The following is a 12,722-nucleotide window of genomic DNA, read 5'->3' on the forward strand; positions in this document are numbered from 1 at the left end:
CCGCGGGCCCGAGCTGCGGCCGGTCGGTCATGATGTGAGCATGGTTATCGATTCAGTGGGGCCGGTGCGGCAGACGAGCGGAACAGACGGGACGAACATCGTCTATCGAGTGTCCGGAAATCGGGCGGGTAGACCGCTCGTTCTGCTGCACGGATGGGCGCAATCCTCGGCGTGCTGGGGCGAGCACGTTCTTGCCGAACTCGGACTCGACTACCGGTTGATCGCCGTCGATCTCCGTGGCCACGGCTACTCGGATGCGCCGGCCAGCGGGTACGACGACTCGGCCATCTGGGCAGGCGACGTCGACGCGGTCCTGACAGCAGAGGGCATCACGGGGCATGGGGGCATAGGCGGGGGCACTGGTGCCGTGCTGGTCGGCTGGTCCTACGGCGGACTCGTCATCTGTGACTATCTGGCTACTCACGGGACGGCTGCGGTGTCGGGAATCGTTCTGGTCGGTGCGATCACGAGCATCGGGCGCGGGGAGCAGGGTGGGCGCGTCGGACCTGCGATGCGGGCGGCGATTCCCGGCGCTATGTCGGAGGAACCGCGGGTGGCGATCAAGGCGCTCGGCAGTTTCGGCAGCGCACTCACAGGGCCGACCCAGGGGAAGGGCGCAGCTGCGCAGGCGCTGTTCGGGTTGACGCTCGCAACGCCGCCTCGCGTGCGTGCTGCGTTGTTCGATCGCGCCGTCTCGCACGACGACCTTCTCCGGACGTTGGATGTTCCGGCGCTCGTGCTGCACGGAACCGAGGACACCGTCGTCGACGTCTCGTCGGGCCGCCACGCCGCGTCGTTGATACCGCAGGTCACCGAGTCGTACTGGGAGGGGGTCGACCACGGCCCCTTCGTCGCCGATCCCGACCGTTTCGTGGCCGAGGTGACGGGGTTCGTCGAGAGCGTGAGTTCGCCCTAGCTGCCCCCTCCCTGAAGCTCCGTACTGTGGGGGAGTGCAGACTGGACGGGTGAGTGGTCGCCAGCTGAGCCGGGTCGCTGTGCTGTCGTTGCATACCTCCCCGCTGGCACAGCCAGGGATGGGCGACGCGGGCGGCATGAACGTGTACGTGCTGCAATCTGCGAAAGAGCTGGCCAAGCGGGGTGTCCAGGTCGAGATTTTCACCAGGGCCACGTCCTCCGCGGACGAACCCGTGCGGGAAGCGGCGCCGGGGGTTCTGGTTCGCAACATCGTCGCCGGGCCGTTCGAAGGCCTCGACAAACAGGACCTGCCGACGCAGCTGTGTGCGTTCGCTGCGGGGGTGTTGCGCGAGGAAGCGCGTCACGACGCCGGCTACTACGATCTCGTTCATTCGCACTACTGGTTGTCCGGTCAGGTGGGTTGGTTGGCGAGAGACCGGTGGGGTGTGCCTCTCGTGCACACCGCGCACACCCTCGCGGCCGTGAAGAACGCCTCGCTTGCCGCCGGTGATTCCCCGGAACCCGCGGCTCGTCAGATCGGTGAACAACAGGTCGTCGCCGAGGCCGATCGTTTGATCGCCAATACCTCCGAAGAGGCCAAACAGCTCATCGAGATCTACGGTGCATCTCCGGAGTCGGTCGACGTCGTGGCGCCCGGTGCCGATCTCGCTCGCTACCATCCCGGCAACCGACTCGCTGCACGCGCCGAGTTGGGTATCGATCCACGAGAAACCGTGGTTGCCTTCGTCGGCCGCATCCAACCGTTGAAGGCGCCCGATGTGTTGCTGCGTGCGGCGGCCGAACTGGTGCGACGAGATCCTGGATCGGCGTTGCGAGTTCTCGTCGTCGGCGGGCCGTCGGGTAGCGGCCTGGACCGGCCGGACAGTCTCATCGAGCTCGCCGAGGAGCTCGGCATCTCGGCTCGCGTGAGCTTCATGCGGCCGCAGCCGTCGCAGGTGTTGGCGCAGGTCTATCGTGCTGCCGACGTGGTCGCCGTGCCCAGTTACAACGAGTCGTTCGGTCTGGTGGCGATCGAGGCGCAGGCCTGCGGTACTCCCGTGATCGCGGCGGATGTCGGTGGGCTCGGGGTGGCAGTTCGGTCGGGGGAAACGGGTGTGCTCGTGCAAGGGCATCGCACCGACGACTGGGCGACGGCGCTGGGAACCATGGTCGGCGACCGAGATACCCTGGCCCGCATGGCTGCTGCCGCGCCCGTGCACGCCGCTGATTTTTCGTGGGAGCACACAGCGGAGGGTTTGCTCGACAGTTATCGTGCAGCGCAGTTCCACTTCGATCGCCACGACGGCCCGAGCGAGTTCTCGCCGCGTCGCACGCGTGGATTGTCCAAGCTACGACGAGGAGTGGTGACGGCATGAGCGAGACAGCTGGATTGATCGACCGGGTGTTGTCCGAGCGCGAGCTGGAATACCAACGCAAGGGCGAGGATTCGTTCGTCGTCGAATTGCCGGGGGAGCGCAAGCTCAAGACCACGACGATGCTGACCGTGGGCAATCACGGGGTGCGCATCGAAGCGTTCGTGTGTCGCAAGCCCGACGAGAATTTCGAAGGTGTCTACCGATACCTTCTCCGGCGCAACCGTCGGCTCTACGGCGTGCATTACACGATCGACAAGATCGGCGACATCTACCTCGTGGGACGATTGTCCACGCACGCGGTGACGGGAGACGAGATCGACCGTGTTCTCGGGCAGGTTCTGGAAGCCGCCGACGGCGATTTCAACGTCCTGCTCGAACTCGGGTTCGCCGAATCCATCAAGCGCGAGTGGGCATGGCGTGTCTCGCGGGGAGAGTCGCTCGCGAATCTGAAGGCGTTCGAGCATCTGATCGAGCAGTAGAACTGGTTACGCGCGCGAAACGTGAGCGTGACCCGTCGCATACGGGCGCCTCGTAGTGTTCTGGACATGACCGGGGCGGTGTACACAGCTGTGCTTCGGCGACCGTTCGGTTGCCGCGTCGGAGAAGTCGTTGCGCTGCTTGGTGTTTCGGCGGTGACAGCACTGCCGCTCGGTGGCGTCGGCAGCTCGATCGCGTCGAAGGAATGCCGAAATCGTGCGGACATCACGAGCGACGAGTAGCGTCCCGAACCAGACGGACCGGCCGCACCCGGAACGCTTGTTCACGAGACGAGCGGCCGAAAGCGAACAATGGAGGAAGTTTTGATCGTCGTGACCCGCAGGATCACTCGGAGCCTGTCTCATTCACCGTTGTCCCGGCGTGCGGCGGTGAGCGGCGTGGCCTCGCTCGGTGCCATCGCGCTGATTGCCGGCTGCGGTTCCGCGCCCGATGACGAGGGTTCGGGTTCCTCCGACGGTGCGGCGGCAGACTTCCTGCCCTGTATGGTCTCCGACTCCGGTGGTTTCGACGACAAGTCGTTCAACCAGCTGGGATTCGAAGGTTTGACCGAGGCCTCCGACACGCTCGGAGTCGATCCGATCACCGTCGAGTCGGCATCGCCGACCGATTACAACCCCAACATCTCCAACCTGATCGACCAGGGCTGCAACCTGATCGTCACCGTCGGATTCGACCTTGCCGACGCGACCAAGGCTGCAGCGGAGGCCAACACCGACATCGACTTCGCGATCATCGACGACAACAGCGTCGATGCCGCCAACGTCAAGCCGCTGACCTACGATGCTGCGCAGTCCGCGTTCCTCGCCGGTTACGCCGCTGCCAGTTACTCCAAGACCGGCGTCGTCGGAACATTCGGTGGCGCACAGCTTCCCACCGTCACGATCTTCATGGACGGATTCGCCGACGGCGTCGACTACTTCAACCAGCAGAAAAGCAAGAACGTCCGGGTCATCGGATGGGACGTCGCAGCTCAGAACGGTTCGTTCACCGGAGGATTCGCCGCCAACGAGGTCGCGAAGAACACCGCTCAGGGCCTCATCGATCAGAACGCCGACGTCGTGTTCCCCGTCGGCGGTCCGATCTACCAGAGTGCCGCGCAGGCCATCCGCGACTCGTCGCGTCCCGTCGCGTTGATCGGTGCGGATGCCGATGTATACGAATCCGATCCGTCGGTCGGTGACCTGCTGCTGACCTCGGTCACGAAGGGTCTGAAGAAGAGCGTCGACGAGGTCGTCGCCACCTCGGGTGAAGGTACGTTCGACAACTCGCCGTACGTCGGAACTCTGGAGAACGACGGCGTCGGCATCGCGCCCTTCCACGATTTCGAATCCCAGGTCGATCCGGCTCTGCAGAGTGAACTGGACACGATCTCGGCCGGGATAATCGACGGATCCATCACCGTCGAGTCGCCCTCGTCACCGAAATAGTTCGGACGCACCCTACGTAATGAAGCTCGAATTACGCGGCATCACCAAGCGTTTCGGATCTCTCGTCGCCAACGATTCCATCGATCTCGTCGTGGAGTCCGGGGAGATTCACTGCTTGCTCGGCGAGAACGGCGCGGGCAAGTCGACTCTGATGAACGTGCTCAGTGGCCTGTACCGGGCCGAGGAGGGCGAGATTCTGCTGGGCGGCGTCCAGCAGAATTTCGCCGGCCCCGGCGACGCGATGGCCGCCGGAATCGGCATGGTGCACCAGCACTTCATGTTGATCCCGGTGTTCACGGTGGCCGAGAACATCATTCTCGGCCACGAGACCACCTCCCTGGGGGGACGACTCGATCTGAACGCGGCTCGAAAGTTGGTGCGTGAGCTCTCCGCCCGCTTCGGTTTCGACCTCGACCCCGATGCACTCGTCGACGACCTCCCTGTCGGCGTGCAGCAGCGAGTGGAGATCGTCAAGGCTCTCAGCCGGGACGCCAAGGTACTGGTGTTCGACGAACCGACGGCCGTGCTGACGCCGCAGGAAACCGACGACCTCATGCGCATCATGCGCGAGCTCGCCGAATCCGGCACCACCGTCGTGTTCATCACGCACAAACTGCGTGAAGTACGCGAAGTGGCCGACCGCATCACCGTCATCAGGCTGGGCAAGGTTGTCGGAGAAGCCGAACCGACCGCAACCAACGCCGAACTCGCGGCGCTGATGGTCGGACGCGACGTGCAGTTGACGGTGTCGAAGTCTCCGGCGCAGCCCGGTGAGGCCGCACTGGTGGTGACGAACCTGACGGTGTTCGACGCCAACGGACAGAAGACCGTCGACGGCATCAGTCTGGAGGTCCACGCAGGCGAAATCCTCGCGATCGCAGGGGTTCAGGGGAACGGGCAGACCGAGTTCGCCGAGGCTCTGCTAGGCGTGCAGGACAACGTGACCGGCGAGATCACCCTCGACGGTAGGTCGTTGATCGGGTCGTCGGTGCACGATGTGCTCGGTGCGGGAGTCGGATTCGTTCCCGAGGATCGCACGATCGACGGTCTCGTCGGTGAGTTCTCGATCGCCGAGAACCTCATGCTCGATCGGTCGACCGGAGAGCCCTTCGTACGGCGAGGCGCCGTCCGCCGAGACTTTCTCGACGAGTTCGCGGCCGACAAGGTCGACGAGTTCGACGTACGCGCGCCGGGAATCGGCACTGCCGTCGGTCGACTGTCGGGTGGCAATCAGCAGAAGGTGGTTCTCGCACGAGAACTGAGCCGCCGGCTTCGGTTGTTCGTGGCGTCGCAGCCGACCAGAGGAATCGATGTCGGCTCGATCGAGTTCGTACACAAGCGAATCGTGGCGACCCGTGACTCCGGTGTCCCGGTGATCGTGGTGTCGAGCGAACTCGACGAGGTCGCCGCGCTCGCAGATCGGATAGCAGTCATGTATCGCGGAACGATCGTCGGCATCGTGCCTGCGGACACCTCGCGCGAAGTTCTGGGATTGATGATGGGTGGAGAACATGCCTGAGACACCTCAGCCCTCTCGTGCGCATACCGTGCTGCGGCAGATATTCACCGGAAGCACCATCATTTCCGTTCTCGCGGTAGTCCTCGCGATGCTGGTCGGCGCGGTGCTCATCGCCGCAACCAACGACGACGTCCAGGACGCGGCCGGATACTTCTTCTCCAGACCGTCGGACATGGCCGTGGCAGTGTGGGATTCGGTGTCGGGTGCGTACTCGTCGTTGTTCCAGGGATCGGTGTACAACTTCCGCAGGCCGGGATTCGAGAACGGCATCAAGCCGCTCACCGAGACACTGACGTTCGCGACGCCGCTGATCGTCGCCGGTCTCGGTGTCGCCCTTGCTTTTCGCGTCGGAATGTTCAACATCGGTGGACGCGGTCAGATGCTCATCGCGGCGGCGTGCGCCGGATGGGTCGGCTTCTCGCTGCAGCTCCCGGCGGGCCTGCACCTGATTGTCGCGATCGCCGCGGGTGTGATCGGCGGCGCCGTGTGGGGCGGCATCGCTGGGCTGTTGAAAGCTCGGACCGGCGCACACGAGGTGATCGTCACGATCATGCTGAACTATGTGGCGTTCTATCTCGTCGCCTATCTGCTGCGTACTCCCGGTGCCCTGCAGGCGCCCGGTTCGAACAACCCCAAGACCGAGGCGATCGCGTCGACGGCGGTGTTTCCCAGGCTGTTCGGTGATCGCTACACCTTGCATGTCGGTTTCGTGCTCGTGGTGGTGGTGACCATCGGTGTGTGGTGGTTGCTCGAGCGGTCCTCGCTCGGTTTCCGTTTCCGTGCCGTCGGGGAGAACCCGAACGCGTCGAGAATCGCCGGGATCGACGTGAATCGGATGTACCTCTACGCGATGGTGCTCTCGGGTGCGCTCGTCGGACTTGCAGGCGTCGCACAGGTTCTCGGTACCGTCACCACGGGATTCGGCGCGGACATCGACGCGGGCATCGGATTCGACGCCATCACCGTCGCACTGCTCGGTCGTTCGAAGCCGTGGGGTGTCTTCTTCGCCGGAATCCTGTTCGGGGCGTTCAAGGCAGGTGGATTCGCGATGCAGGCGGCCGAGGGAGTGCCGATCGACATCGTGCTCGTCGTGCAATCGGTGATCGTGCTGTTCATCGCGGCGCCCCCGCTCGTGCGCGCGGTGTTCCGACTGCCCCCTCCTGGCGCCGAGGTCGCTGCCAGGGCCGATACGGCGAAGGTGGCAGCGCTGTGACCGCCGTCGAAGATCGGACCGAGCTCGTCGCGCCTGCGAGAAGCTGGAAGGTACCCGTCGTTCTGGGGCTGGCGACGCTGCTTGCGCTGCTGTTGTTCGTGTTCCGCGCCGAATCGGGAACGACGACGTTCGCGCTCGCGAGCGAGGGTGATTTCTTCCAGCTCCCGGAAGTCGGTGTCCCGACACGAGCGACCGGAATCGTCGTGTTCCTGGTGCTCGCAGCGATCACGGGATACTCCACGTGGAACGTCGTCCGGCGCACGGCAACACCGTTGTGGTTGCACGCGGTGTTCGCAGTGCTCTTCGTGCTGGGGTTCCTGACGTGGGCGGCGGCAGGGGAGACCGTGCCGGTGCCGGGACTGCTGATCGGCGCTGTCGCGCTGAGCACTCCGCTGATCTTCGGCGCGATGGGCGGTGTGATCTCCGAGCGTGTCGGCGTCATCAACATCGCCATCGAAGGCCAGCTGCTCTCGGGCGCGTTCGTCAGTGCCCTCGTCGCGTCGTTGACGGGGTCGACATACATCGCACTGGTGGCCGCGCTGGTCGCGGGAGCGTTGACCGCGTCGCTGCTGGCGATGTTCTCGATCAAATACTTCGTCAACCAGGTGATCGTCGGCGTGGTGCTCAACGTGCTGGTCGTGGGGCTGACGAGCTTTCTGTATTCCGTTGTGCTGAGCAAGAACACCGAGGCGCTCAATTCGCCGCCGCGGTTCGCGCGCATCGAAATTCCGATCCTGTCGCAGATTCCCGTCATCGGGCCCGTGCTGTTTCGGCAGACGTTCATCGTCTACCTGATGTACATCGCAGTGGCGCTGGTGTACTACGGGCTGTTCCACACCAAGTGGGGTCTACGGCTGCGTGCTGTCGGTGAGCATCCGCAGGCAGCGGACACCGTCGGAATCGACGTGGCGCGCACGCGGTTCTGGAACGTGTGCCTCGCCGGCGCGATCGCCGGCCTCGGCGGCGCGTACTTCACGCTGGGATCGGTCGGGGCCTTCGGCAAGGAGATGACGGCGGGAGCCGGCTACATCGCGTTGGCGGCGGTGATCTTCGGCAGATGGGATCCGGTGCGGGCGACCCTGGCGGCTCTGCTGTTCGGATTCGCGTCGAATCTGCAGAACGTCCTCGGCATCATCGGCTCGCCGGTGCCGAGCGAGTTCATGCTGATGTTGCCGTACGTGGTGACCATCTTCGCCGTCGCGGGCCTCGTCGGGCATGTGCGCGGACCGGCCGCGGCTGGAAAACCGTATGTGAAGTAGCGGAACTTACTCGGCAGTAGGGGTCATGTCCGTTGTGACGGCTTTCACTGTAATGTTCTGACTATCTTGCCGCTGCATGTTCGAAGGAGAGCCATGAGCTTCAACAGCCCCTTTCCCGACGTCGAAATTCCGAATCAGAGTGTCTACGACTACCTGTTCGGGTCCATCGCCGATGGCGACCTCGAGAAACCTGCACTGATCGACGGAACGTCCGGCGCCGTCACCACATACAAGGCTCTCATCGGGCAGATCGACGGGATCGCCGGCGCGCTCGCAGCCCGCGGACTCGAGGTCGGTGACGTCGTCGGCCTGCACTCGCCCAACGTGCCCGCGTTCGCCGCGGTGTTCCACGGCATTCTGCGTGCGGGCGGTACCGCGACGACGATCAACGCGCTCTACACCGCCGAGGACATCTCCAAGCAGCTCACCGGCTCCGGGGCCAAGTTCCTGTTCACCGTCTCCCCGCTCTACCCGCAGGCCAAAGCGGCGGCGGAGAAGGTCGGCATCCCCGACGACCATGTCATCGTCCTCGACGGCGCCGAGGGCCACCCCAACCTGCGTGATCTGTTGACGCAGGGCGCGCCCGCACCCCAGGTGTCCTTCGATCCGTCGACGCACATCGCTGTGCTGCCGTATTCGTCCGGTACGACGGGTGTGCCGAAGGGCGTCATCCTGACGCACCGGAATCTCGTCGCGAACGTCGCGCAGATGGAGCCGCGCGTCGGCATCGACACCGACGACGCCATTCTGGCGCTACTGCCGTTCTTCCACATCTACGGTCTGACGGTGCTGCTCAACATCGCGTTGAAGCTTCGGGCGCACCTGGTGACGATGCCGAAGTTCGATCTCGTCGAGTTCCTGCGACTGATCCAGGAGCACAAGCTCACGTACCTGTTCATCGCGCCGCCCGTCGCCGTCGCGTTGGCCAAGCATCCTCTCGTGGATCAGTACGACCTGTCGAGCGTCCACACGATCTTCTCCGGCGCCGCACCGCTGGACGAGGAGCTGGGCAAGGCTGTGGCGAAGCGTCTGGATACGCGGGTGCGCCAGGGCTACGGCATGAGCGAGCTCAGCCCCGTCAGCCATGCCATCCCGTTCGACCGTGACGACATTCCGCTCAGCTCCGTCGGCCTTCCCTTGGCGAACACCGTCAACAAGCTCGTCGACCCCGAGAGCGGCGACGAGATCGACCTTCCCTCGGACGGCCGCTCCACGCCGGGCGAGCTGTGGGTCAAGGGGCCGAACGTCATGGCCGGCTACCTGAACAACCCGACTGCAACCGCGGACACTCTCGACGACGACGGGTACCTGCACACCGGTGACATCGCCGTCGTCGACGCCGAGGGCGTCGTCTACATCGTCGACAGGCTCAAGGAACTGATCAAGTACAAGGGCTACCAGGTGCCGCCCGCGGAGCTGGAAGCGCTTCTGCTCACCCATCCCGAGATCGCCGATGCCGCCGTCATCGGTGTGCTCGACGACGAGGGCGAGGAAGTGCCGAAGGCGTTCGTGGTTCGGCAGGCCGATGCGACGATCGACGAGGACGGCGTGATCGCCTTCGTCGCCGAGCGCGTGTCGCCGCACAAGAAGGTCCGCAAGGTCGAGTTCATCGACCTCGTACCGAAATCCGCCGCGGGCAAGATTCTGCGCAAGGATCTTCGCGCTGCAGAGACGTCGAAGTAGCCGGCTCCACTTTCTTTGCAGGAAAGGCACCTACCCATTCGGGTAGGTGCCTTTCCTGTCGTGTAGGTGCCTTCTTGTGACCCACGGAACAGTCTCGCTCCGAAGTGGCTGACATTGCTACTTCGTCGGACTTAGCGTCATCGAAGCATCGTGGCTTGAAAACCCGCGTTGCGTGAACACTTTTTTCTGACGCACGTTTCGCGGAGAGGATGCACTTTCATGCAGGTCGACGACCTACTCAAGCCGTTCCCCATCAAGGAGTTCCACCCGTTCCCCCGCGCCATGATGGGCCCGGGAGCGCACGAAATGATCGGTCCGGAGGCGCTCAAGCTCGGATTCAAGAAGACACTCGTGATGACGTCGGGCCTGCGGGGCACCGACATCGTGCACAACATCGTCGAATCGATGCGCTACCACGGACTCGAAGTAGTGGTCTACGACAAGGTCGAGTCCAACCCCAAGGACTACAACGTCATGGATGCCGTGGCGATGTACACCGAGAACAAGTGCGACAGTTTCGTTTCCATCGGTGGAGGCTCCGCGCACGACGCCTGTAAGGGTGCTCGGATCTCGGTTGCACACGACGGCCGAAGCGTCAACGAGTTCGAGGGTTTCAACAAGAGCGAGAACCCGAAGAACCCGCCGCACATCGCCGTGTCCACCACCGCGGGCACCGGCTCGGAAACGTCCTGGGCCTACGTGATCACCGACACCACAACCGATCCCGACAACCCGCACAAGTACGTCGCATTCGACGACGCATCGGTGACGTCGCTGGCGATCGACGATCCGGTTCTCTACTACAGCTGCCCGACCGACTACACCGCGCAGTGCGGCTTCGATGTTCTCGCCCACGCCAGCGAGCCGTACGTGTCGCGTCTGAACTTCGAGCCGTCGAAGGGCAACGCGCTGCACGCCATCAAGCTGACGGTCGAAAACCTCCGTGCCGCAACATGGAACGGTGAGGACCTGCCCGGCCGCGAGGGAATGATGTACGCGCAGTACATCGCAGCCCAGGCGTTCAACTCCGGTGGCCTCGGCATCATCCACTCCATCAGCCACGCGGTCAGCGCCTTCTACGACACTCACCACGGACTCAACAACGCCATCGCGTTGCCGCGGGTGTGGGCCTTCAACATGACGGCCGACTATCGCAAGTTCGCCGACATCGCCGTCGCCATGGGCATCGACACGCACGGTATGTCCGACCAGCGTGCCTCGCACGCCGCGCTCGAAGCTGCGATCCAGCTGCTGCGCGACGTGGGCATTCCGGAGAAGTTCGCCGACGTCGACCAGAACAGCTACAGCAAGAACCGCCTCGGGCAGGGCCCGACGAAGTTCTACGAGAACTCGCCGAAGATCATCGGCGACGACAAGGATGTCGACCGCATCACCCACCACGTACTCGGTGATGCCTGCACCCCGGGCAACCTGAAGGAGTGCACCTTCGAGACGGTCCGTCCCGTCGTCGAGCACGCCGTCAACGGAGATCTCGACGACCTGATCGGCTGATAGTTCGGCTGTGCGTTCCCGCCCGCCTTCGGGCGGGCGGGAACGTTTTCGGAAAACTTCTGGAAGGAATGCAACGTGTCAGTCCCGACGCCCATCAACGCTTCCGCTGGGCATGATTTCGAATCGGTGGACGACGTCATCACCCGATTCGGCGATGCCGGCTACATCGCCGACGAACGACTCGCCACGACGGTGTTCCTCCAATCCAGGTTGGACAAGCCGGTCCTGTTGGAAGGGCCGGCGGGCGTCGGAAAGACCGAGCTTGCAAAGACTCTCGCCGAGGTGACCGGACGTAGGCTGCTGCGTCTGCAGTGCTACGAGGGCCAGGACGAGACGAAGGCCCTCTACGAATGGGACTACGGCAAGCAACTTCTGTACACGCAGGTGCTGAAGGAGAAGATCGGCCAACTCGTCGCCGACGCGGAATCTCTCGGCGAGGCCGTCGACCGAATCTCGGCTCAGGAGAGCGTTTTCTTCTCCGAACGATTCCTCGCACCGCGGCCGCTGCTCGAGGCCATTCGCTCCGAGGAACCGGTGGTGCTGCTGATCGACGAGGTCGATCGCGCGGACGAAGCGCTCGAGGCGGTGCTGCTCGAACTGCTCGGTGAGAACCAGGTGTCGGTGCCCGAACTCGGAACGTTCACCGCGAAGGTCGCGCCGTACGTGATTTTGACCTCCAACAACACTCGCGATCTGTCGGCGGCGTTGAAACGTCGCTGCCTGCACAGCTTTCTGGACTACCCGACTGCCGAGCGTGAACTCGAGATCGTCAACTCCAAGGACACCGGACTGTCCGAAGCGCTTGCCGGCCAACTGGTCGAGGTGGTTCGCGGACTCCGTGAGCTGGAGCTTCGCAAGTCGCCGTCCATCTCCGAGACCGTGGACTGGGCAAAGACTCTCGCGGTGCTGGGTGCAAGCGAGCTCACGGCGAAGCTGCTCAACGACACCGTCTCGGTCGTCGTCAAGTACGACAAGGATGTTCGCAAGGCCACCGGTGCCATTCCCCGCCTCGTCGACCCGAACGCGGTGATCGACGAGGACCACGGTCATGGGCACGGACACGGCCACGGGCATGGACACGGCCACGACGGTGATCACACGCACGACCCCGAACCAGCCGCCGTCGACGAAGAGGATTCGGGGCCCGACGGCGTTGCGATCCGCGCCGCCAAGGATCAACCGGGACGCCACGGCAACTACTACGCCGGGTCCACCGCGTCGACCCCGTCGCCGATCAAGGATGTCCCGAGAACTCAGGGAAGCCGTTCGTTCGCAAACGGCTTCGGCGGTAGCAAGAAGAACCGAAAGGGTTGAGCCACA

The 12,722-nt window shown here is 64.0% G+C and carries 11 protein-coding genes; all 11 read left to right on the forward strand.

Annotated elements, in window-relative coordinates; all coding sequences use genetic code 11:
• Positions 1-40 precede the first annotated feature (40 nt).
• The 11 genes from RY1_RS14745 (at position 41) to RY1_RS14790 (ending at position 12,716) form a co-directional block, all read left to right on the forward strand.
• Positions 41-916, forward strand: coding sequence for an alpha/beta fold hydrolase (locus RY1_RS14745; RefSeq protein ID WP_072804352.1), 876 nt, complete (start codon positions 41-43; stop codon positions 914-916).
• Positions 917-965: 49 nt separating this feature from the next.
• Positions 966-2,291 carry a D-inositol-3-phosphate glycosyltransferase gene (gene mshA, locus RY1_RS14750; RefSeq protein ID WP_139279867.1) on the forward strand — a complete coding sequence of 442 codons (1,326 nt, stop codon included), beginning with the start codon at positions 966-968 and terminating at the stop codon, positions 2,289-2,291.
• Positions 2,288-2,770, forward strand: a complete 483-nt coding sequence (locus tag RY1_RS14755) for a type III secretion system chaperone family protein (RefSeq protein WP_072804354.1) — start codon at positions 2,288-2,290, stop codon at positions 2,768-2,770. The genes mshA and RY1_RS14755 overlap by 4 nt, the downstream gene beginning before the upstream one ends.
• A gap of 66 nt (positions 2,771-2,836) precedes the next feature.
• Positions 2,837-3,010, forward strand: coding sequence for a hypothetical protein (locus RY1_RS29975; RefSeq protein WP_156376393.1), 174 nt, complete (start codon positions 2,837-2,839; stop codon positions 3,008-3,010).
• Positions 3,011-3,100: 90 nt separating this feature from the next.
• A complete protein-coding gene (locus RY1_RS14760; RefSeq protein WP_245819685.1) occupies positions 3,101-4,216 on the forward strand; it encodes a BMP family lipoprotein in 1,116 nt (371 codons plus the stop codon).
• A 19-nt stretch (positions 4,217-4,235) separates the two neighbouring features.
• The gene (locus RY1_RS14765; protein WP_072804355.1) at positions 4,236-5,735 is read left to right on the forward strand and encodes an ABC transporter ATP-binding protein; all 1,500 of its coding nucleotides are present in this window, start codon (positions 4,236-4,238) and stop codon (positions 5,733-5,735) included.
• The gene (locus RY1_RS14770; RefSeq protein WP_072804357.1) at positions 5,728-6,948 is read left to right on the forward strand and encodes an ABC transporter permease; all 1,221 of its coding nucleotides are present in this window, start codon (positions 5,728-5,730) and stop codon (positions 6,946-6,948) included. Before RY1_RS14765 ends, RY1_RS14770 begins: the two co-directional genes overlap by 8 nt.
• Positions 6,945-8,207, forward strand: a complete 1,263-nt coding sequence (locus RY1_RS14775; protein ID WP_072804359.1) for an ABC transporter permease — start codon at positions 6,945-6,947, stop codon at positions 8,205-8,207. Before RY1_RS14770 ends, RY1_RS14775 begins: the two co-directional genes overlap by 4 nt.
• A gap of 93 nt (positions 8,208-8,300) precedes the next feature.
• Positions 8,301-9,890 carry an AMP-binding protein gene (locus RY1_RS14780; RefSeq protein ID WP_072804360.1) on the forward strand — a complete coding sequence of 530 codons (1,590 nt, stop codon included), beginning with the start codon at positions 8,301-8,303 and terminating at the stop codon, positions 9,888-9,890.
• A 219-nt stretch (positions 9,891-10,109) separates the two neighbouring features.
• Positions 10,110-11,402, forward strand: a complete 1,293-nt coding sequence (gene mdo, locus RY1_RS14785) for an NDMA-dependent methanol dehydrogenase (RefSeq protein WP_072804362.1) — start codon at positions 10,110-10,112, stop codon at positions 11,400-11,402.
• 75 nt (positions 11,403-11,477) lie between these two features.
• Positions 11,478-12,716: an AAA family ATPase gene (locus RY1_RS14790; RefSeq protein ID WP_072804364.1), complete on the forward strand. Its 1,239-nt coding sequence runs from the start codon at positions 11,478-11,480 to the stop codon at positions 12,714-12,716.
• Positions 12,717-12,722: the final 6 nt, after the last annotated feature.

Source organism: Rhodococcus yunnanensis NBRC 103083 (genome assembly GCF_001895005.1).
Taxonomy (GTDB): Bacteria; Actinomycetota; Actinomycetes; order Mycobacteriales; family Mycobacteriaceae; genus Rhodococcoides; species Rhodococcoides yunnanense.